Source organism: Dechloromonas denitrificans (assembly GCF_001551835.1).
Classification (GTDB): Bacteria; Pseudomonadota; Gammaproteobacteria; order Burkholderiales; family Rhodocyclaceae; genus Azonexus; species Azonexus denitrificans.
In genome coordinates, this window is the sequence record NZ_LODL01000019.1 from 237,859 (window position 1) to 259,688 (window position 21,830).

The 21,830-nt window shown below is 58.2% G+C and carries 23 protein-coding genes; 21 read left to right on the plus strand and 2 right to left on the minus strand.

The genetic code is table 11. From position 1 onward, the window contains the following. From AT959_RS21600 to AT959_RS08955, 11 genes are all read left to right on the plus strand, one after another. On the plus strand, positions 1-190 hold a 190-nt coding region (locus AT959_RS21600), incomplete at its 5' end, for a hypothetical protein (protein ID WP_205629875.1). Positions 191-200: 10 nt separating this feature from the next. After that, on the plus strand, positions 201-1,289 hold the full coding sequence (locus tag AT959_RS08910) for a DUF4123 domain-containing protein (protein WP_066882633.1): 1,089 nt from the start codon (positions 201-203) through the stop codon (positions 1,287-1,289). A 4-nt stretch (positions 1,290-1,293) separates the two neighbouring features. Continuing rightward, positions 1,294-1,722, plus strand: a complete 429-nt coding sequence (locus tag AT959_RS20490; protein ID WP_169795460.1) for a DUF3304 domain-containing protein — start codon at positions 1,294-1,296, stop codon at positions 1,720-1,722. Then, positions 1,719-3,545 carry a T6SS phospholipase effector Tle1-like catalytic domain-containing protein gene (locus AT959_RS08920; protein ID WP_066882635.1) on the plus strand — a complete coding sequence of 609 codons (1,827 nt, stop codon included), beginning with the start codon at positions 1,719-1,721 and terminating at the stop codon, positions 3,543-3,545. Before AT959_RS20490 ends, AT959_RS08920 begins: the two co-directional genes overlap by 4 nt. Before the next feature lie 150 nt (positions 3,546-3,695). Then, positions 3,696-4,535, plus strand: a complete 840-nt coding sequence (locus AT959_RS08925) for a DUF2345 domain-containing protein (RefSeq protein WP_083518347.1) — start codon at positions 3,696-3,698, stop codon at positions 4,533-4,535. Between the two features lie 8 nt (positions 4,536-4,543). Beyond that, positions 4,544-5,425: a DUF4123 domain-containing protein gene (locus tag AT959_RS08930; RefSeq protein WP_066882637.1), complete on the plus strand. Its 882-nt coding sequence runs from the start codon at positions 4,544-4,546 to the stop codon at positions 5,423-5,425. Then, the gene (locus AT959_RS08935; protein WP_066882638.1) at positions 5,422-5,931 is read left to right on the plus strand and encodes a DUF3304 domain-containing protein; all 510 of its coding nucleotides are present in this window, start codon (positions 5,422-5,424) and stop codon (positions 5,929-5,931) included. The genes AT959_RS08930 and AT959_RS08935 overlap by 4 nt, the downstream gene beginning before the upstream one ends. Positions 5,932-5,933: 2 nt before the next feature. Further along, positions 5,934-7,610: a T6SS phospholipase effector Tle1-like catalytic domain-containing protein gene (locus tag AT959_RS08940; protein WP_205629876.1), complete on the plus strand. Its 1,677-nt coding sequence runs from the start codon at positions 5,934-5,936 to the stop codon at positions 7,608-7,610. Between the two features lie 78 nt (positions 7,611-7,688). Then, complete coding sequence (locus AT959_RS08945; protein WP_066882639.1) at positions 7,689-8,366, plus strand: hypothetical protein; 678 nt, start codon at positions 7,689-7,691, stop codon at positions 8,364-8,366. Then, positions 8,363-9,421, plus strand: coding sequence for a T6SS immunity protein Tli4 family protein (locus tag AT959_RS08950; protein WP_066882640.1), 1,059 nt, complete (start codon positions 8,363-8,365; stop codon positions 9,419-9,421). The genes AT959_RS08945 and AT959_RS08950 overlap by 4 nt, the downstream gene beginning before the upstream one ends. Before the next feature lie 236 nt (positions 9,422-9,657). Beyond that, positions 9,658-10,218 (plus strand): YgjP-like metallopeptidase domain-containing protein, encoded by a 561-nt coding sequence (locus AT959_RS08955; RefSeq protein WP_066882641.1) that lies wholly within the window; start codon positions 9,658-9,660, stop codon positions 10,216-10,218. Positions 10,219-10,277: 59 nt separating this feature from the next. Here the strand turns inward: AT959_RS08955 and dbpA are convergent, their stop codons facing one another. Together dbpA and AT959_RS08965 are read right to left on the minus strand one after the other, a co-directional pair. Continuing rightward, positions 10,278-11,696, minus strand: coding sequence for an ATP-dependent RNA helicase DbpA (gene dbpA / locus AT959_RS08960; RefSeq protein ID WP_066882642.1), 1,419 nt, complete (start codon positions 11,694-11,696; stop codon positions 10,278-10,280). Between the two features lie 8 nt (positions 11,697-11,704). Next, positions 11,705-12,370, minus strand: coding sequence for a hypothetical protein (locus tag AT959_RS08965; RefSeq protein WP_240481796.1), 666 nt, complete (start codon positions 12,368-12,370; stop codon positions 11,705-11,707). Between AT959_RS08965 and AT959_RS21385 the strand changes: the two genes are divergently transcribed. The 10 genes from AT959_RS21385 to AT959_RS09010 all read left to right on the plus strand — a co-directional run bounded on the left by AT959_RS21385 (position 12,370) and on the right by AT959_RS09010 (position 21,819). Beyond that, positions 12,370-12,561, plus strand: a complete 192-nt coding sequence (locus AT959_RS21385; protein WP_169795461.1) for a hypothetical protein — start codon at positions 12,370-12,372, stop codon at positions 12,559-12,561. The genes AT959_RS08965 and AT959_RS21385 overlap by 1 nt on opposite strands. 360 nt (positions 12,562-12,921) lie before the next feature. Further along, positions 12,922-13,287, plus strand: a complete 366-nt coding sequence (locus tag AT959_RS08970) for a response regulator (RefSeq protein WP_066882643.1) — start codon at positions 12,922-12,924, stop codon at positions 13,285-13,287. Positions 13,288-13,291: 4 nt separating this feature from the next. Next, positions 13,292-14,548: a methyl-accepting chemotaxis protein gene (locus AT959_RS08975; RefSeq protein WP_066882644.1), complete on the plus strand. Its 1,257-nt coding sequence runs from the start codon at positions 13,292-13,294 to the stop codon at positions 14,546-14,548. Between the two features lie 11 nt (positions 14,549-14,559). Beyond that, entirely contained in the window at positions 14,560-14,865 is a 306-nt protein-coding gene (locus tag AT959_RS08980; RefSeq protein WP_066882645.1) for an STAS domain-containing protein, read from the plus strand. A gap of 18 nt (positions 14,866-14,883) precedes the next feature. Then, positions 14,884-17,121 carry a chemotaxis protein CheA gene (locus AT959_RS08985; protein ID WP_066882646.1) on the plus strand — a complete coding sequence of 746 codons (2,238 nt, stop codon included), beginning with the start codon at positions 14,884-14,886 and terminating at the stop codon, positions 17,119-17,121. Positions 17,122-17,134: 13 nt separating this feature from the next. Continuing rightward, entirely contained in the window at positions 17,135-18,757 is a 1,623-nt protein-coding gene (locus tag AT959_RS08990; protein WP_066882647.1) for a methyl-accepting chemotaxis protein, read from the plus strand. Positions 18,758-18,778: 21 nt separating this feature from the next. Continuing rightward, positions 18,779-19,426, plus strand: coding sequence for a chemotaxis protein CheD (locus tag AT959_RS08995; protein WP_240481797.1), 648 nt, complete (start codon positions 18,779-18,781; stop codon positions 19,424-19,426). Further along, positions 19,426-20,238, plus strand: a complete 813-nt coding sequence (locus AT959_RS09000) for a CheR family methyltransferase (RefSeq protein WP_066882649.1) — start codon at positions 19,426-19,428, stop codon at positions 20,236-20,238. The genes AT959_RS08995 and AT959_RS09000 overlap by 1 nt, the downstream gene beginning before the upstream one ends. Next, a complete protein-coding gene (locus AT959_RS09005; RefSeq protein ID WP_066882650.1) occupies positions 20,235-20,747 on the plus strand; it encodes a chemotaxis protein CheD in 513 nt (170 codons plus the stop codon). The genes AT959_RS09000 and AT959_RS09005 overlap by 4 nt, the downstream gene beginning before the upstream one ends. After that, positions 20,740-21,819 (plus strand): protein-glutamate methylesterase/protein-glutamine glutaminase, encoded by a 1,080-nt coding sequence (locus AT959_RS09010; protein ID WP_066882651.1) that lies wholly within the window; start codon positions 20,740-20,742, stop codon positions 21,817-21,819. The genes AT959_RS09005 and AT959_RS09010 overlap by 8 nt, the downstream gene beginning before the upstream one ends. Positions 21,820-21,830: the final 11 nt, after the last annotated feature.

Below are 21,830 nucleotides of genomic sequence, written 5' to 3' on the forward strand. Positions count from 1 at the left end.
CGCGAGCATCACCATCGATGGCGGCATCACCGTGCAGTGTCCGGGGACGATTACGGTGCATGCGAGTAAGAAGTCGTTTAGCGGGCCGGCACAGCAGAATTACGGATTACCGAAATTTCCTGCAAGCGTGTGCAAAGAGTGTTTACTGGCGGCGATGAAAGCAGCCTCTCCATTTGCCGCAGCACAATGAGGAAAAGGGCTTGAAGTCATTTCTTCAAAATCAACATGCGGCCGGGCTTGCCGGTGAACTGGCGGCCTGGCTGGAAGTTCCCTCGCCACAAAACTACAGGCGATTTGCAATAGCCGACATGAGTATGCTCGACACAAAAATGCTGGCTCGTATGGAACGGCATACGTCTCTGGGAATCCAGATACTTGAAACCAGTCGCTACGCAGCATACGAAGAACTTGGCCCTCGCCTGATCCCTCTGGATCGGCTTCCTGCGGAAAAAATGCAAAGTTTTCTCAGCACATCCGATGGTGTGCCAGCGTTATCTTTCGTGGAGCTTCTCGCATCTGAAGGCATTCCCCAACTTCAATCTCTGATCTGGCTGGCCGAAGCTGAAATAGCTGATGGCATGCAAATGTATTGCCGCTACACTGATACGCGGATTCTTCCGGTACTCCTCGATACGTTGACAGAAGATCAAACAGCGATGATCGGAGGAACCATTCGTCGTTGGGCTTGGTTCAACCGGGAAGGCGCGCTAAGTCAAAAAAACTTTGCGGCGACCAAGGCAGTCAACGATGTCCCATTGCCACCTCTATCTTTCGACGACCAGCAATTTTCCTCATTGATGCAGGCTGCCGAAGCAGATCTGATCTTTAGCATGCTGCGCCAATCGTCACCTGAAATTATTCCTGAAACAACGCCATTCGATATTCACCGACGTTTGTTGAGTTTGCTTGAGGCGGGACGGGAACGCGGGGTGATCGATGCGCCAGACCAACTCCAGTTTGTTGCAATTGCCTGGAGTTCATCAGAGACCTTTTACCAATTACCTTGTCTTGCTCAGAGCTGGGAAAACATTCGCAACCAACAAGGCCGTTTCTCCGAAGTTTTAAAGACCTGGGATGACAGCATTTGGGAGCAGATTGACGCCTTGAAGCCTGGAAGCCTGGAAGCCTGGAAGCCTGGAAGCCTGGAAGCAATAGAAAATACGCATGAAAACCTATTCCAATACCTTGAAAACCATATTGGCGCGCCGGCTACCCCTCGCTTTTTTCATGGTGCTTGCCGGGTGCGATTCGAGTTTCACGCCTCCGCCAGTCGACAACACAGCAGTTAGCTCCTTGTCCGCCTACAACTTCTCGTCGGAAGGCATACAGGAATATTTTGTCGATGGATCTTGGGGTGGTGGCGTGGGTATCGGCTCGGGGGGCGGCCAGGTGTGTTGCGTCAAAATTCCGAGGAAATGGCATGACAAGCTTGAGGTGACGATTGAGTGGCGGCGGAGCGATTGCGGTGTTCCAAAATCCCCACAATGTAGCCATGAAAATGCTGTGTCTGGCTCTTGGCCCATGAAAACCCTCAAAAAAATGGTTCCCATCGAGGCATATGTTGAGCCCGGAATGACTCAGGTTGTGTTTCTGCCACATGATGAAATCCAGGTTTACGTGAGCAATATGGATATTGGCCATCTCGATCACCCTTCCAAATTTGGAGACATAGGGCCACACCCGCTGACTGAAGAAGAGTTTCAAAGGTTGATAAAAAAATGACTGTTCAAACGCCACCAACCAGCTTGCCCGGATTACGTCCACTTTCTGCCAGGGAGCAGGCTCAACGCACCGCCGCCTATGGCTGCCTGGCTGACAACAAGCAGCCCAGTTGTCAGCAAACCATTTGGGTTGGCATATTCTTCGATGGCACGAACAACAACAAGAAGCGCGATCAGGAGAAAGTCACAGACCCGAACAAGCGTAGCCACTCAAACGTCGCGGTTTTGCATGATGCGTTTAGGGATGATCGAAACAACGGCTATTTTCCGTATTACATCCCCGGTGTAGGTACAGAGTTTGAGAAAATAGGCGAAAAGACTGAAAGCTCAGATGGGAAATCAATGGCTAAAGGTGGTGAGGCACGCCTTCATTGGGCCATGATCCAGCTTTATAACGCCGTTAACCGAGCGGTGCATAAGACATTGCTGGTTCCAGATGATGAAGCCCGATCCTCTGTGAACAACCCCGATGTTCTCAAAAACGGCTGGACCCTGTTCTCCGGCAAGCGTCGGAGCTATTTTCAAAGGCTAGAGTCACGACTGAAGCAGTCGCTGGGTAAAGACCCCAAGCCCAAACCCGTATTGATCAATGTGTCGGTTTTTGGGTTCTCGCGCGGAGCGGCAGAGGCCAGGGCCTATTGCAACTGGATACTCGAATGCTGCAAGAAAAAGGATGGTGGCTATACCTTTTGCGGCATTCCGATCCGCTTTCAGTTTGTCGGCCTGTTCGATACCGTTGCTTCCGTTGGTCTGGCTGATTCCTCACCGATTGGCGGTGATGGTTTAATGGACTGGGCGGATGGCACCATGGAAATCCCCGAAGCGGTTGAGCGCTGTGTGCATTACGTCGCTGCCCACGAAATCCGAAAATCTTTCCCAGTGTCGACCGCTCGCCACGGCAAGAGCTATCCAGCCAACTGCCTAGAGGTCGTCTACCCCGGCGCGCATTCGGACGTTGGTGGCGGCTATGGTCCCGGTTCGCAGGGTAAGGCCGTTGGCAGTAGGACCCTGCTGGTTTCGCAAGTGCCACTCGTGAATATGTATCTGGAGGCGAGGAAATCTGGGGTTCCGTTGTCGGATATTGCAACACTTGAGTCGGAAAATAAGGCCGACGTTGTATACGATCTAAATGTTTCCCCAACCCTCGCTACCCGTTTTCGGGACTATGCCATCTGGTCGAAAGCCTCCGCCGCTGCCGTCGAAACCCTTCTGCACAAACACATGCGGATGTACTGGCGCTGGCGGGTTAAGGCAGCTCCCAAGTTCAAGGAACTAAGCAGCTACCAGAAAGCCGATGCGCAAGACAAGGAAGACCTCTACGCCAGCGAACTGGATTTCCAAAAGGATATGGAACGGGCAATGAAGCGCAAACGCTGGTTGGATAGCTTGCCTGCCAACGACAAGCGTTCGCGCTCGCAAATGCCCTACAACATGCCGACCGAGTTGGATAAGGAGGCACTTGAGGAAGCCAAACAGGCAGATCAAGTTCCGCCGTCGGTTCATTTGTTTTTTGATGAACACATCCACGACTCCCACGCATCCTTTTACCTTGCCGGGCCGGTCACTGATTACGACAAGGCAGAAAAAATCAAACTCGCAAAAGAGAAGAAACGACGTGGACAGAAACTCAATCCATTCGAAGAGCGCATTCTCAAGGAGGATGCCCAAAAGCCGGGCAGCTTCCCAGTAATGCGGGATAGTGATGTTGGCGACATCCTGGATACTGAAGGTGCTGCAACTGGCGGCGTTGTCAAAATAATGACTTCGACACGGCGAGAAAGCGAAGGGCATATCCGGCAGCGGGTAGTTTTTGACAAGAGCTAAAGAGGCAATGACTTACCTGTTGCCCACCGAGTGCAAATTTCATTTTTCACCAAGATTGCTGGTCGACCGCCGCACTTGGCTTTTAGTCACCGGTTCGCCCTGAAAGCCGGCCAAGCCCGTCGCTGCATCTGGCTTGGGCGCTGCGTGGCGATGTCCACCTGGTCGACCACGCCGGATGCCGGCGCTGGCGATATAGCGCTGATCAAGCAGGTCGATATGCCGGCCCGCAGCTTGTCGAAGGCGGCGGCCACCCACCAAACCGTCCAGCTGGCCGGCGCGATTGGCAGCACCGGCAGCGACCAGAGCATCATCGACGACCAGGCGGCACCGCTCAAGGCATTGCAGATCGTCGCCAGCGGCATGGTCGATGCGCACCATGAAAGTGCTGCGGTAGACGACGCCCAGCAGAAGAATTCCACCACCGGCCAAGGCAAACTGCCGCACCTGACCGACCCAGCCATCATCCAGGCCGGCAAGGCCGGCATCGCGCATGTCGCCGGCAAGAATCTGCAATACGCCACTGGTGAAACCCTGACTTTCGCCAGCGGCGAGGACAGCAATTTCGCCATCGCCGGCCGGACGAGAATCCACAGCGGCCAGGCCATCGGCCTGCTCGCCGGCGCGATCAAGGCGGGCGACGGCAACACCGGTCTCAAACTGATCGCCGCCCGGGACGACATCGACCTGCAGGCACAGAGCGACGAGATGAAGTTCCTGGCCAGGAAGGACGTGAAACTGGTCTCCGCCACGCAGCACATCGACTTTGCTGCGGCGAAGAAAATCCACCTCGCCGTCGCCGGCGGGGCGAGCATCACCATCGATGGCGGCATCACCGTGCAGTGCCCGGGAACGATTACGGTGCATGCGAGTAAGAAGAGTTTTACCGGTCCAGAGAAGCAGAGTTATGCGTTACCGACGTTCCCGCAGAATGTGTGTATCAAATGCCTCCTGAAAGCGATGAACAGCGGTTCTGCTCTGTCCAAAGTCTGATAATCAATATGACGTACTACGCAGTGAGACCGCACGATTTACCGGCATTGCTAGCAGATCTGGCCAGACAGATAGTGAATGCCTCCGGGGAAAAGTGGTATGCCTTGGTCGATACTGCATTCGATCACGAGGGAAAAGCGCTTCGCGTAACCGGAAATGAAGGATTGGCCTTGTATTCCCAAGGCCAGCTAGCAGCGCTATCTGGTGTTTCACCGGTCCTGTATGCGTTGCCGACCGGCAACTCAGATCAATTGCAGCACCAATTGTCGCGCTTGCTGCACCATTGCCAAGCTCGCCCAATGCTCAGTTTTATTGGTTCGAAATTGCCGGCAAGCGATCTACGCGTCAGCTGGCAAAGCCTGCTTGAAGTTGAAACAGAAGACCAAGAGCGTTACCTGCTGCGTTTTGCCGATACACGGGTGCTGCCTACACTCGCCAGTCAGGAAAAGATTTGGAAGCGCCTGGCTGCCAACGCAACCGCGTGGTGGTCCATTGAGCGCGATGGTAAGTTGCGGGACTTGCCATTGCCGCTATTGCCAGAGCAAAACAATGACCCCTTGAAAATCGACAACTACTGCTTGGCTAAGTTACTTCGGGCAGGGGAAGTTGATGCAATGGCGGATTACATGGGCAACTACTTTCCGGAACTGCTTGCAGTGCGTGACGGATATGCCAACTACGAGATACTTGAACAAGTACTGACGCTTTGTTCGGAGCAAAGTGTATTCGGGACAACTGATCAATACGCATTAGGTGTAGCGGCACTATTTACGGATGGGCGACTATTAAATGCCCCTGAGATTTCGACTTGGCTATCAGAGAAAACTTGGGGCGAAAAAGGCATCGAAGATGCATTGGCAGAATTTATGGAAGACAAAGGATTTTCATGAGCAAACAGATTCAATCAACCAAGGACTGGTTATTGGCATGTTTGATAGGGTTCGCGCTGGCGGCCTGTTCCTGGGATGAAACCGTCGCGGTGAGCTACGGGGCATACAACCATACGGATGAGAGCATTGTTTCCATCGTCATTAACGGCGAAGGTGGAATTTTGAATGCTTCTGCCCACGGAGAAGGCGGCGGGGTGTGCTGTGTCGTTTTGCCCAAACGTTGGCGCCAGGGATTGATGGCGACGATTAAATGGCAAGAAGACGATATTCCGATATTCAACCCAGACGGCACGCGACAATTTATTGATGGCGTGCCAGCAACGAAGGAATCGCCATGGAAAGAACGGACGGTAGAGGTACCAAAGTATGAGGGTGAGCTGGGAACATTCTTTATTCACATCTTTCCGGGTGATGAGGTAAAGGTGCTAGTGCATAAATATGCAGCCGGGTACGAGGGGCATCCATTTCCTCATCCCGATAGCGACAAATCCCCAAAAGGCAAATAGCCATGGCAACGATTTCCCCTGCACCCTTTCCCGAATCGGGCCACCGCAAGCTTTCTGCGCGGGAAGCCATGCAACGCGCCAAGGCGGCTGCCTGCACGGTACCCAAAGACAATACCCCCACCTGTTCCGGGCAGGTCTTTGTTGGCCTGTTTTTCGATGGCACTGGCAACAATCTGGATGCAGACTATGTGGAGCCACGAACAGTCGAGGAACGCAAACACAGCAATGTAGTGCGGTTGTTTCATACTTTCCGTGATGAACGAAAAAAAGGTTACTTTCGCCACTACATTCCTGGTGTCGGTACAAAATTTCCACAAATTGGCGACGACAATACTTACCTTTTTAAGAAAAACCGGGGTGCCATCGGCGGCGAGCGGGGAGAGGCTCGCATTATCTGGGGGCTACTCCAGCTGCTGAACTCGCCGCATATCTATGTCACGGGCGCACACCTGATATTGGGTGACGCGGCAGCAAACATCGCCAACACCTTGGCAAGTTCCGGCTCTCCAGCTGCGCAGCGACGTATGGCACTTCGCACATGGCAAGATAAGCTCGCAGCAGCGCTGAAAGATCGCAAGCCGGCCGTCGAACAGATCAATGTCTCGGTCTTCGGCTTTTCGCGTGGCGCGGCAGAGGCTCGGGTTTTTGTTAATTGGTTGTTTGAGGTTTGCAAGCAGGAGGGCGGAGGCTGGACATTTGCCGGCATTCCCATTCGGTTACAGTTTCTCGGCATTTTCGACACGGTGGCCTCGGTGGGGCTAGCGAACCTCTCGGACTCTGGTACGCTGGCCGGCCACCAAGGCTGGGCAGACAACACGCTGGAAATCAATCCGGCTGTCGAGCGTTGCGTGCATTTTGTAGCCGGGCACGAAGTCCGTGCCTGTTTTCCTCTCGACTCAGTGCGCGTCAAATCCGATTACCCAGCGAATGCGATAGAAGTAATGTATCCCGGCGCTCACTCCGATGTTGGTGGTGGCTATGCCCCCAGAGCTCTGGGTGTTTCGCCGGCGCCAGATGCCTTCATGTCCATTATTCCCGGCAAAAGAATGTATGAGGAGGCAATCGATGCTGGGGTGCCCTTGAAGGAGTGGGAGCATCAACTGGAGGATCGTTTCAGGAAGGATCTCACGCCTTCGGCAGCGGCCATCGCCGATTTCAACGCCTATATCCAGGCGGCCAAAATCGGTGCGGGGCCAGTCGAGGATTTGGGGCGAAAACATATGGCGTATTACTTCAGCTATCGCTTCAAGCACCGTAATGCCTTTTTCCAGCGCCCACCGTATACCACTACTTCGACCAAGGATCAGGTCTATCTACGATCCACACAAAACTGTTTTATTCGCCGCCTCAGTTCCTTGACGCCAGCACTAGATCCGGGAAAGCCGCATTCCGTACGTGATCAGGTCGCCTTGTCTACTGACTTTGATCCCGTCAAATCTGCGGAGCTGCATGAAAAAATGCTCAAGGCTGCCGGGTTGCCGCCTAGTTTTTCAGAACAACATGCCATCCGTGTAGCTAAACGCATCGACACCGGTTCGGTGACGGCTGAGATGGATGTTTTCTTTGATCGATATATCCACGACTCCATGGCTGGGTTCATCGACATGGGAATGGATGAATATCAGATGAACAGCATTGGTATTCTGAAATTCAGGACTGTATTCAAGGGTAACGATTAACGTGGAGGTACTTATCTGGGCATTTCAATATTTCAGCCATAATTTCCGATTGACCGTAGAAACCCCGAAATTCCCAGCTTGAACCTCCGCGAAGCCCATGACCGCACCTGGCTAGGTCGGGGCACCGTGCGCAGCCTGCGCCTCAGCACCGCCTTTCACATCATCGGCCTGGCCCTCGACCCGGCCAAGCCGGATACCGAACACCGTTACACCGCCACCGACATCACTCACCTCGGCATCAACAACCTCAACGTAACGCTGGCTGAGAGCTTTCATGTCGACTTGATTGGTCTATATCACCCCAGCACCTATGTTATTTATGGTACTGATACCGAACAGCCGAGCTTTGAGAAAGTCGTCTGGCGCGTCAAGAAGGGCTTGACGCCGCGCGGTGGGGCCGGCCCCTCTTTGGGTGATGTCCCCTCTTTGCCGCATGGCGGCATTCGTGGGGAAGGCAGCACGCCGGAATACGTCGGCGGTCGCCCTGAAATGACGCCGACCTACGGGCATGGCACACCCTACGTCTATCAAACCAGTCACTGGGAACTACACTGCCTGTTGCAGGACGGTAAAGGCGACGGCACGGTGCCGCAAAGCTCCGGTGCAGCCCCCCTGAAGGAAAGCAAGAGCCATGTTCGGCAACAGTTCAGGATGACCGGTTTTGGTCATGAACCGGCTTACAAGAACACCGACGTGCAGCAGGCCAGCCTGTTCTCGATCAACAAGATAGCAGGATCGGCCAAGGTGCCCGCATGAAAAAAGCGCAGACCATCACCGGCGCGCTGACCGCCGCCCTGCTGATCGCCATTGCCGCAACCGCCCATGCAGGAAAAGGATTCTTCATGAAAGACAAAATCGAGCTCCCCAAAATGCAAACCCATTGTATCGGTCGCTACCTGATTGATCTCCCCGAAGAATTCAACATGACCACCGGCAGCTATCTGACCCTGTACTTCGGGCTGGACAAGAATTTTGATGCGGTCGAAATCCAGAATCACCGCCAGCGGGGTGAGTCGCCGAGTCTGGCTCGCCTGGTGGCGGCCGAAAAAGCAGAGTTGGAGAATAGCGAACATTTCAAATCCCCATCCAAGAACATGCTGGCTGCCGTAAAAGAGGTGGATCGGGATTCGATATTGGTTGAAGCATACGATGGCATGCGTTCCGTTGACTCATTGAAACTGCATCTATTTGCGCAGCGCGGTGAAGCGGTTGCCCGTCTCCAAAATGAGAAATATTCGGACAAGATCGACAGTCGCCCCCTGTCTTTCTTCGAATCTCAACTCACTCGCATCGCCGGAAACACCCGCTATATCGCCTCACCCGAGCAAGCCGGGCGCGGCGGCTGCCTGGGAACGCTGGCGGTCGACGACAAGCAGGACGGCGAAATCTACTCCTTGTACTTCTACAGTGAAAAACATCCCGATGTCGGGATCGATATCGACATGAACTCCCTGACTGAAAAGGGAGATGGCGGTTTGCTCAAGCGTGTTTCGGGCAAGGCAGGTTTGTTGCGCGCACTGGATTTCAGCTCTACTACGCTGCGCAAGGGAAAACGCCAGATGGCCGGCCGGCCGGGTGAGGAACTGCTGGATGCCGGCAAGCAGGAGGGGAAGGTACAGCGCCATTTCGTTGCGGAAACCCTCATTACCGAGCCTTCATCGTTAAGCCGGCCCGTCATTGCTATCAGTATGTCCATGGGCAGGCAAGACAAAAAGGGGAACTACATCGACCCTTCACTATCGGAAAAAGAGTCGCTGGCTTGGTGGGATGCGATTGTCGGCAGCATTCGTTTGCGGCCCGGTGCGCAATAGAGCGTTTTTCTGATACTTAGGCATTTCGCATGGAAATATGGCTGAGCCCGGCCATTTCAATTTTTGGCCTTGTTTCCGGCCGACCGTAGCATTCACCGTCCGGCGCTTGTTAGCGACGCGTTACCATCGCCCCTATCACTGCCTCACCTAGCGTCCAGGCAGGACTCGCAAAACCTGCTGTCGAACACGCTTCCCCTGACAGTAAAATCCCGATTCATTTTCCCAAGCATCACCCCATGCGGCCCAAACCTCCTCCTGATTATCTGGCCAACTACCCATCCTCCCTGACTGAACCAGTATGGCGGTTGATCAAGGAGAAGCGGCTGGGCGAGGTTCTGCTGAGGAAATATCCGCTGGCGCATGAAGTGCGGAGCGACAAGGCGCTTTATGACTATGTGCAGGCGTTCAAGAACCAGCACATGCGCAATGCGCCGCAGCCGAGCAAGGTGGGGTTTGATGCCAAGCTGCGCGACTTGCGCCAGGCGCTGGGGACGCACACCAGCATTGTGCGGGTACAGGGCGGCAAGCTGAAGAACAAGCGGGAGATCCATGTCGCCGCCCTCTTCCGCGAGATGCCCGAAGAATTCCTGCGCATGATCGTCGTTCATGAACTCGCCCACCTGAAGGAGCGTGAGCATGACAAAGCCTTCTACCAGCTGTGTTGCCACATGGCAGCGGACTATCACCAGTTGGAATTTGACCTGCGCGTCTATCTGACCCATCTGGCGGCGGGCGGCGAGGCCTTGTGGTCGAGTCCGGCGGTCGACCTGCCCCCAAGCCCAAAAACCGACGACTGATTTTCCCGGTCGCGCCGGGAAACAGGCACCCCGCCGCCGCGGGATGCCCGAGCGCACCCCTACAGGGCGCGCACCTTCACCGTCTTGCCCTTGACCTTGCCGGCCGACAGCTTGCGCACCGCCTCGCGGGCGATGCTGCGGGCGACGGCGACATAGGTGCTCTGGTCGGTGACAGTGATCTTGCCAATCTGCTCGCGGGTGAAGCCCGCTTCGCCGGTCAGCGCGCCGAGCACGTCGCCGGGGCGGATCTTGTCCTTGCGGCCGCCGAGAATCTGCAGCGTGGACATCGGCGGCACCAGCGGCGCCTCGTCCTTGGCTTCCAGTTCGCTCAGTTGGTGCACCGGCAACTGGCAGTTCATCGCCTGGGCGATGGCGGCGACCCGGCGGCGGTCGCCGGAACTGCACAGGCTGAGCGCCCAGCCCTCCTCATCGCCGCGACCGGTGCGGCCGATGCGGTGGATGTGGATTTCCGGGTCTGGCGTCACGTCGACATTGATCACCGCTTCCAGCTGGTCGATATCGAGGCCACGCGCCGCGACGTCGGTCGCCACCAGCACCGAGATGCTGCGATTGGCGAACTGGATCAGCACCTGGTCGCGCTCGCGCTGTTCCAGGTCGCCGTTCAGCGTCAGCGACTGGATGCCCTGCCCGCGCAGCACTTCCATCAGGTCGCGGCATTGCTGCTTGGTATTGCAGAAAGCCAGCGTGCTGACCGGGCGGTAATGCTTGAGCAGCGTCGCCACGGCCGGCAGGCGATCCTTGTGCTCGACTTCGTAGAAACGCTGGCGAATCTTGCTCTCGGCGTGCTGTTCGAGCAGCTTCACTTCCTGCGGCTGGCGCAGGAACTGTTTGGCGAGCTGGGCGATGCCTTCCGGGTAGGTCGCCGAGAAGAGCAGCGTCTGCCGTTCCTTCGGGCAGCGCTTGGCGACGTAGGCGATGTCGTCGTGGAAACCCATGTCGAGCATGCGGTCTGCTTCGTCGAGCACCAGCGTGTTCAGTTCGTCGAGCTTGATCGTGCCACGTTCCATGTGATCCATGATCCGGCCCGGCGTGCCGACGACGATATGGACGCCGTTTTCCAGGCTGGTAATCTGGTTGCGCATCGCCGAACCGCCGCACAGCGGCAGTACCTTGATGTTTTCCTGGAAGCGGGCGAGCCGGCGGATTTCCTGCTTCACCTGGTCGGCCAGTTCGCGCGTCGGGCACAAAACCATGGCCTGCACGGCAAAACTTTGCGGATTCAGGCGGCTGAGCAGCGCCAGGCCGAAGGCGGCGGTCTTGCCGCTGCCGGTCTTGGCCTGCGCGATCAAATCGTGGCCGGCCAGCGCAATCGGCAGGCTGGCCGCCTGGATCGGCGTCATCGTCCGGTATTCGAGCTGTTCCAGCGTCGCCAGCATGGCCGGAGCCAGCGGCAGTTCGGAAAATGGCTGTCCGGCGGCGTCGACCGCAGGCATGCTGGCAGTGGGCAAATCGCTCATCGGCGAACTCAAAGCTTGCGCTTCTTGGCCGGCATCGGCTTGCGCTGGCGCTGGCCGGGGCGGTTGGTCCCGCCTTCCGGCTTGGGCTTGGCGACCAGCAGGTTCTTGACCGTCGCCTTTTCTGTAGCCCGATGCGCCAGAATGGCTGTCGTCACCTGCTCAAGCGTCACGCAAACTGGAGCGGACTCGCCCTTGGCTTCGTAAACCGACAACTTGTCCTTGATAGTAAAGACGCGCTCGGACATATCCGCCTTTCTCGACTTTGTGGCAACGATTTCCTGCGCCGCCGGCGTCAGCGTGTAACCGCCTTCCGCCTCAGCCAGCAAACCATGGACGCCCAGGCGTTCGAAGGCCTCGACCAGCTTTTGTTCGGCGGGCACATTGCCCTGAATCAGATCGGCCGCCGCGACGACCTCGACCAGCTCCGCCGGCCGCCGTTTGGCAGAAAGCATCATGGCTAGTAAGAGAAGGGCATCAACATCGTGAACGGGGTGCATCGGGTAACCTTTGAAAAGCAGTGAAATGAGGCGAGGCGGCTGATTGACCGCGGCAGGCGGCCAAAAGAAAAGCGGACGAATGCCGATCGGCCCCGCAAAGACGAGAGTGTAATGGTTTGCGCCGCTTCCCGCCGGCAAAAATGGGCGCCTTGAAGAAAAAAAACCGATCAGATTCAATGATCTGGCGCCAACCAAAACCAGAAAAAAACCTGAGCGCCCGGCTAGCTCACACCATCGGCAAGACCGCCCGGCCCTGCGGTCAACCGCCAGCAGAGGCAAAAATCAGGCTTGACGAACAATCGCCAATCCTCGCCAAGCATATGTTGGCGCAAGGGTTTGAATCGTTTAGCATACGCCATACAAATTGACCCGTTGGGACGCCCGCTGGTGGATATTTCTCCTCTTTTCCGCAGGATAGAAGCGAGCCGCCCTTCGCCGAATTGCTGGCGGCCGCAAAGCCAAGGAGTCGCCACAGCCGAAATCGGCCCTTACCGGGCCAGGCTGGTTGGACGAAAGCGGGTTGCAAGGCGGCTGGTCCGATGCTTTTGGCGGCTTAAGTCCATGGCAATCAAGCACATCCCGGCCAAAGCCTGGGCACGATCACCACCAGGAGCCTCATTATTGATATAAATCAATTTTGACACGTGTCTACCAGAAGCCGGCCAAAACGATTATAAGTAGCGTTTTCGGCAAACAGCCTCACAATAAATACGAAAATTCGCAAAATCATGAAAACAATCTTTCTCGTCGACGACTCTGCCACCATCCTCCTCAGCATTTCCAACATCCTGACCAAGGCCGGCTATGCCACCGAAAAAGCCGCCAATGCGGAAGAGGCTCTGCGCAAGCTGCGGACCGGGATCAAGATCGACCTCCTGATCACCGACCTCAACATGCCGGGCATGAACGGCATCGAACTGATCAAGGAAGTCCGCAAACTGCCCGCCTACAAGTTCGTGCCCATTCTCTTCCTGACCACCGAATCGCAGCAGTCGAGAAAGCTGGAAGCCAAGGCAGCCGGCGCTTCGGGCTGGATCGTCAAGCCGGCGACGGCGGATGAACTGCTCAACACCATCAAGCTGGTAGTGCGCTAAGACCATGGATTTCGCCAAACTCCTGCAACGAACGCTGATCGTTTCCCTGCTGGTCGCGCTGGGTGCGGCGACGACCGTCTACTTCATGCATGACTGGTTCCACAGCACATTCAATCCGGCGCCGATGGCAGATGCAATTGGGGTTGTCTTCATTCTGATGGTCGCTTTCATTGCCCAACGCCTGGTCTCGATCGCCATCTACAAGGACTCCATGCTCGGCCTGAATGTGGTCGCCGAGACGGGCGAAGGCAAGCAGGAAACCTTCGGCAAGGTGGCCGACGAGATTTCGGGAGAACTGAAGCAGGTCCATGATTTCAACGAAGTGGTGCGCGGCCAGCTGAAAAGCGTCATCGACGACACCGAGAAGGCCGCCTACGACATCGTCGAGCGCCTGCAGACCGTCGATGCCGTGATCACCAAGCTCGATCGCTTCGTCAATACGACCGCCGACGAAACCACCCAACTGGTCCGCGACTCGGAAGCCCGCATCGCGCAAAACCAGACCATTGTCTCGAGAATGGACGGTTACGTTCAGCAACGCCTGCAGGAAGCCGAGCAGGACCAGGCCAGGGTGACGCAGGTCGTCCAGGAGGCCCGCTCGCTCGAATCGCTGGTCAATCTGATCAAGCACGTCGCCGGCCAGACCAACCTGCTGGCGCTCAATGCCGCCATCGAGGCGGCGCGGGCCGGCGAGGCCGGTCGCGGTTTTGCCGTGGTCGCCGACGAAGTGCGCAAACTGTCCAGCGAGACGGAAACCGCCGTCGTCAAGATCAGTCAGGGCATTTCATCGGTTGCCGAGCATATCGAGACCCAGTTCCAGGACAAGCTGTCGAATGTCAATCTGGCCAAGGAAAAACAACTGCTGGAGTTCTTTTCCAGCCAGCTCAACGAGATGGGCCAAAGCTACGAGGACCTGATGCGGCACGAAGCCGGCGTCCTCTCCGAGGTCAGCGACAGCAGTCGGCAACTCGCCACCATGTTCATGGAAGCCCAGGCCAGCGTTCAGTTCCAGGATGTCAGCCGGCAGCAGATCGAACATGTGATGCAGGCCCTGACTCAGCTCGACGAGCATGCCGCCTTGCTGGCCGATCGCCTGAAGGCCTATGACGACGCCCATTTTGTCTACACGCCGATCGCCCAGCATCTGGAAGCGCTCTACAGCCGCTACGTCATGGAAAGCCAGCGGTCCACCCATCAAAATTCGCTAAAACGGGAAACGGCAACGGCAGCACCGGCCCAATCCCGCATCGAATTGTTTTAAGGGCCAGCCCCATGCCTTCCAGCCAATTACTTTCCATTTCCGAAGATCTGACCATCTATCACGCCCTTGAGCAGAAACAGATGCTGCTCGATGCGCTGGCAGCGACCGATGAGCTGGAACTGAATCTCGCCCAGGTCGCAGAAATGGACACCGCCGGCCTCCAGTTGCTCGTCCTGCTCAAAAAGGAATCGCAACGGGCCTGCAAGCGCTTGCGCATCGTTGCCCACAGCCAGGCCGTCAGTTCGGTAATCGATTTCTGCAACATGGCGGCCGAATTTGGCGACCCGCTGGTCATTCCGGCGCACGAAGCCTCCTGAGAAAGCGGAGAAAACGACATGGACGAGATTACCAGCGTCTTCATCCAGGAAAGCCGCGAACAGCTGGCCGACATGGAAGCCGGCCTGCTGCAGCTTGAGCAGAACCCGGACGATCACGACAACATCAATGGCATTTTCCGGGCGGCGCATACCATCAAGGGTGGCTCCGGCGTCATCGAGTGCCATTTCATCGAAGCATTCACGCACCGGGTCGAAAACCTGCTCGACGCCCTGCGCAACAACGAACTCGCCGTCAGCCCGCCACTCGCCACGCTACTGCTCGAATGCTGCGACCACATGGTCAGCCTGATCGACGTGCTGGCCGCCGAAGCCGAGGCCCCGGACGCCGACCTCCAGGGCAAAGGCGACGCCCTGACCGAACGCCTCAAGGGCTTCCTCGACCGCATCGGCCAGCCCGCCGAGACCCCGGCCAATTCGGAATTGACCCTCCATGATCCGACGGTCGAAGTCGAAAGCTCCGGTGGCGGCGTCGTTCTCACCGACAGCTGGCACATTTCCGTGCGCTTTGGCGAAAACGTGCTGCGCGGCGGCATGGACCCGCTCTCCTTCATCCGCTACCTGGCCTCGCTGGGCGAGATCCTCGGCATCCAGACGATTACCGATGCCATGCCGCCGGCCGCAGAGATGGACCCGGAATCCTGCTATATCGGCTTTGAAATCCAGCTGCAGACCCGCAGCTCGAAGGCGGACATCGAACGTGTCTTCGATTTTGTCCGCGAAGATTGCGACCTGCGCATCCTGCCGCCGAACAGCAAGCTATCCGAGTACATCAAGCACATCCAGGAATTGCCGGAAGACACCATGCGTCTCGGTGAAATTCTGGTCCGTTGCGGCGCGCTGACCCAAGCCGAAGTCGACCAGGGCCTGAGTGACCAGAAGTCCGCGGTCGAACATGCTCAGTCAGGCGATGCAACAGCCGCCTCCCAACTCGGTCAGATCCTCGTCGACCACAAGGTGGTGCACAAGGAAATCGTCGATGCGGCGGTCGTCAAACAAGCCCAGGTCAATGACAAGAAGGCCAAGGACGCTCGCCTGGTCCGGGTCCAGGCCGACAAGCTCGACCAGTTGATCGACCTGGTCGGCGAACTGGTCATCGCCGGCGCCTCGGCCAACCTGCTCGCCCAGAAGAGCAAGCAGGTCGACCTGGTCGAGGCCACCTCGGTCCTTTCCCGCCTCGTCGAAAATATCCGCGATTCGGCGCTGCAACTGCGCATGGTCCAGATCGGCGACACCTTTACCCGCTTCAACCGCGTCGTGCGCGACGTTTCCAAGGAGTTGGGCAAGGAAATCGACCTGGTGATCAGCGGTGCCGAAACGGAACTCGACAAGACCGTCGTCGAAAAGATCGGCGACCCGCTGATGCATCTGGTCAGAAATTCGCTCGATCACGGCATCGAGCCGACCGCCCTGCGCCTGGAGCGCGGCAAGCCGGCCAGCGGCCGGGTTGCGCTGAACGCCTATCACGACTCAGGCAGCATCGTCATCGAAATATCGGACGACGGCGGCGGCCTGAACAAGGAAAAGATCACCGCCAAGGCGCTCGAACGCGGCATCATCCAGGCCGGCGAGACGCTCTCCGAAGCCGAGATCGTCAACCTGATCTTCGAACCCGGTTTCTCAACGGTGGAGAAAGTCTCCAATCTCTCCGGCCGCGGCGTCGGGATGGACGTCGTCCGCCGCAACATCCAGGCCCTGCGCGGCGCCGTCGATGTCGCCTCGGTCGAAGGCGAAGGCACCACCTTCACCATCCGCCTGCCGCTGACCCTGGCCATCATCGACGGTTTCCTGGTCGGCGTGGACAAGGCGGCCTACGTCATTCCGCTCGATACGGTGGTCGAGTGCATCGAACTCAAGAACCTGCCCACCGATCGCAATTTCATGAACCTGCGCGGCGAGGCCTTGCCTTTCATTCGCCTGCGCGAACTCTTCGAAATTCCAGGCGACGCACCGCCCCGCGAGAGCATCGTCGTCATCCAGTTTGCCGGACAGCGAGCCGGGATCGTCGTCGATCAACTGATGGGCGAGTTCCAGACAGTCATCAAGCCCTTGGGCGCCATGTTCCGCCATCTGCGCGGCATTGGTGGCTCGACCATCCTCGGCAGTGGCGAGGTGGCATTGATTCTTGACGTTGCCGCCCTTGTCCAGGCCGTCACCCACAACGAGCAGCATCTGTTGCCCGGCCGCAGCCACGCCGCGCCGGCAGCACTGACCAGCAACCAGTTCACCCAGCATTGATACGAGGAAAAAAATGTTCAAGAACCTGAAAATCGGCGTCCGCCTCGGCCTTGGCTTCGGCTTTGTGCTGACCCTGTTGATCGTCATCGCCACCATCTCCTTCCTGCGCATCGGCAGCCTCAACGACGAGATTCACGATCTGGTCGAGGACAAGTTCCCAAAGACAGTCCTGGCCAATGACATTATCGATCAGGTCAACCTGGTTGCCCGCGCCCTGCGCAACGCCATCATGCTCAGCAAACCGGAGGAAGCACAGGCCCAACTCGACCGTATTCCGGAATCCAGCAAGATCATCAGTGACCGCCTCGACAAGTTGGACAAGAGCGTAACCTCCAACGAAGGCCGGCGCTTCCTGGCCAGCGTCGGTGAAGCCCGCAAGGCCTATGTCACCGACCTGAACAAGATCCGCGAACTGATCGCCGGCGGCAAGCGCGACGAAGCGCAGAGCATCCTGTTCGGCAGCATGCGAAAATCCCAAGGCGACTATCTGGATGCGATCACCAAATTGATCAGCTACCAGACCGATTTGATGTCCCAAAGCGGCAAATTTGCGGCCGAAGCCGCCACCAGCGCAAAAAACCTGATCCTCGTCATGGCTGGTGCCGCCATCCTGCTGGCGCTCGCCTTCGCCATCTGGGTTACCCGCTCAATCACCGTCCCTATCAACCGCGCCGTCGAAGCGGCCGGCCGTTTGGCTGAGGGCGACCTGACGGTCAAGCTGGATTCGGACAGCAAGGATGAAGTCGGTCACCTGATGAATGCCATGCAGAACATGATCGGCCGACTGACGCAGATCATCGGTGAAGTGCGCACCGCCGCCGACAACCTGACCAATGCCGCCGGCCAGGTCTCGGCCACCGCCCAGTCGCTGTCGCAATCCTCCAGCGAACAGGCGGCCTCGGTCGAGGAAACCACTTCCTCGATGGAGCAGATGACCGCATCCATTTCCCAGAACACCGAGAATGCCCGTGTTACCGACGGCATGGCCGCCAAGGCCGCGACCGAAGCCGCCGAGGGCGGCGCTGCGGTCAGCAAGACGGTTGATGACATGAAGAGCATCGCCAGCAAGATTGGCATCATCGACGACATCGCCTACCAGACCAACCTGCTGGCCCTCAATGCGGCCATCGAAGCGGCCCGCGCCGGCGATCATGGCAAGGGCTTCGCCGTGGTCGCCGCCGAGGTCCGCAAACTGGCCGAGCGTTCGCAGGTCGCTGCTCAGGAAATCGGCGATCTCGCCTCTTCCTCGGTCAAGCAGGCCGAACGCGCCGGCACCCTGCTCACCGAGATGGTGCCGACCATCCGCAAGACGTCCGACCTGGTCCAGGAAATCGCCTCGGCCTCGTCCGAGCAGTCGAGCGGTGTCGCCCAGATCAACGGCGCCATGGGCCAGCTGAACCAGGCCACGCAGCAGAATGCCTCGGCTTCCGAGGAACTGGCGGCGACCGCCGAGGAACTTGGCTCTCAGGCCGAGCAGTTGCAGCAGACGATGACCTTCTTCCGCCTCGATGACAGTGGCCGCAACACGGCCCGCAGCTTCGCCCAGCCGGCCGCCCGCACGACCGGCAGCAAGCCGCGTCCCGCGACGCGTAGCACTGCAGTCCAGATCAACGACGGCGACTTCGAGCGTTATTGAGCCAGGAACATGCGATGATTCGTGCCCCCCGGAACCCGCCGGACCGCCGCTCAGGGTTCCAGCATCGACCAAGCCATGGACTATAGCCAGCTACCCACCCAGGAAATCGAACGCCTGGCCCGCGTGATCCACCCGGGAGCCTGGGCGCTTGAGCCGGAACGGCCACTGGCCACGCTGCTTGGCTCCTGCGTCGCGGTCTGCCTGTTCGACCCGCAGGCGCGGGTCGGCGGACTGAACCACTTCATGCTGCCGAGCATCCGCCGCGGCAGCAACGACGACGTCGATTCCCTGCTCTCCGGTTCCTACGCCATGGAAGCGCTGCTCAATGCCCTGCTCCAGCGCGGTGCGAAAAAGGCCAGGTTGCAGGCCAAGGCCTTCGGCGGCGGCACGATCATCAATACGGCCGGACCGTCGATGAGCATCGGTCTGCGCAATGCCGAGTTCACCAAGGAATGGCTGGCGCGCGAGGAAATTCCGCTGCTCGCCTCCGACTTTCTCGGCCCCTGGTCGCGCAAGGTACTGTTTCTGCCGGCCAGCGGCGATGCCTTTTGTCGGCGCATGGTAACCAACATGGCCACCGCCGAAACGATCGCCCGCGAGGAACAAAGCTACGCCGCGACGCTGGCACAGAAACCGAAAACCACCGACAAGAAAATAGAGTTGTTCTGATGGCCGAACCCAGTCCCATCACCGATCAGGAATTCGCCCTCTTCCAGCGGCTGATCTACAAGATTGCCGGCATCAGTCTGAGCGATGCCAAGAAAGTCTTGCTCGTCGGGCGCCTGACGCGCCGGCTCAAGGCGTACGAACTGAGCAGTTTCAGCCAGTACTACCGCATGCTGGCCACCGGCGAGCATGCCGAAGAAATGCAGACCATGGTCGACCTGCTGACCACCAACGAAACCTATTTTTTTCGCGAACCCAAGCACTTCGACTTCCTGCGCGACGAAATCATCCGCAAACGGAAGAGCCCGGCGCCCTTCCGCGTCTGGAGCGCGGCCTGTTCGAGCGGCGAAGAGGTCTACACGCTGGCCATGGTACTGGCCGAGAATCTGCCGAACACCCCATGGGAAGTCGTCGGTTCGGACATCAGCACCCAGGTCCTGGCCAAGGCGGCGACCGGACATTATTCCGTCGCCCGCACCGAAGGCATTCCGCCCGGCTACATGAGCAAGTACTGCCTGAAAGGCGTCCGCTCGCATGCCGGCACCTTCCTCGTGGCACCGGAACTGCGCAAGAAAACGAATTTTTACCAGATCAACCTGATGAATCCGGTCGATGCCGAAATCGGCGAGTTCGAGGTGATTTTTCTGCGCAATGTGATGATCTATTTCGATCCGCCGACGAAAGCGAAAGTGGTGCACAATCTGCTGCCCCGCCTGAAGTCCGGCGGCCACCTGATCATCGGCCATTCAGAAACGCTCAATGGCATCACCGACCGGGTCGATGCGGTTCTCCCGACCATTTATCGCAAACCATGAACACCGCAGCCCAGGATATCGACGAGATCTTTCTCAACCCCGGCGAGTTTCACTTTGGCCATGGCAATACACGCATCTCGACCCTGCTCGGCTCCTGCGTTTCGATTACCCTGTGGCACCCGCGCCGGCGCATCGGCGGCATGTGCCACTACATGCTGACGGAACGGAAACGATCCGCCAACACGCCTCTGGACGGCCGTTTCGGCAGCGAGGCGTTCGAGCTTTTCCTGCAGCACGTCGAAGCGGCCGGCACCCGTCCTGGCGAATATCAGGCCAAGCTGTTCGGTGGCGGCAACATGCTGAGCGGCCCTTCCGGCGGTCAACTGGAGATTGGCCCCCGAAATGTCGCACACGGGCGGCAACTGCTGGCGTCGCGCCATATCGCGCTGCTCGCCGAACACGTCGGCGGCAGCGGCCGGCGCAAACTTCATTTCGATGTCTGGAGCGGCGATGTCTGGCTGGCCTTTCCCGATGGTTCGGACGCTCAGATAAAGACTGCCCATGGCTGACAACATCAAGGTAATGATCGTGGACGACTCGGCCCTGGTGCGCCAGGTCGTCGCGCAGGCGCTGACCAGCGCCCCCGGCATCGAAGTGATCGGCACGGCATCGGACCCGCTCTTTGCGTTGCAGAAAATGAAGGCGCAGTGGCCCGACGTGCTGGTCATCGATATCGAAATGCCGCGCATGGACGGCATCTCCTTCCTGAAGAAAATCATGGCCGAGCGGCCGACGCCGGTCGTCGTCTGCTCCTCGCTCGCCGAAAAGGGCGCCCAGGCAAGCTTCGAGGCGCTGGGAGCCGGTGCCGTCTCGATCATCACCAAACCCAAGCTCGGGCTGAAGAGCTTTCTCGAAGACTCCTCGAACGACATCGTGCAAGCCGTGCGTAGTGCAGCGCGAGCCAACATGCAGGCCTTGCGCAGCACCAGCAGCCCGCCCCTCAATCGCCCCAAGCTGTCGGCCGACGTCATGCTCAGCGCCAGTGGCAACCGGGCGCTGGAGCGGACCACCGACCAGGTAGTGGCCATCGGCACCTCGACTGGCGGCACGCAGGCCCTCGAAGCGGTGCTGACCAAGCTGCCGGCCACCGCGCTGGGTATCGTCATCGTCCAGCACATGCCGGAAAAATTCACTGCGATGTTTGCCGAACGTTTGCACAACCTTTGCCAGATCGAGGTCCGCGAAGCAAAACACGGCGATCGCGTCATCCCGGGCCGGGCCCTGATCGCCCCTGGTGGGCGCCACATGATGCTGAAGCGCAACGGCGCCCAGTACGTGGTCGATGTCACTGACGGACCGCTGGTCAATCGCCACAAGCCCTCGGTGGATGTCCTCTTCCGCTCGGTGGCCAAGTTTGCCGGCGCGAACGCCCTCGGCATCATCATGACCGGCATGGGTGACGATGGCGCGCGCGGCCTGAAGGAAATGCGCGAAGCCGGGGCAAAAACCATTGCCCAGGACGAGGCAAGTTGCGTCGTCTTCGGCATGCCTAAGGAAGCGATCAAGCTCGGGGCGGCGGAGCAAATCCTGCCGCTCGAGCAAATCCCGGCAGCAATTGTCAGCTACGGCAGAGGACTCTGAGAAAGGTAAGC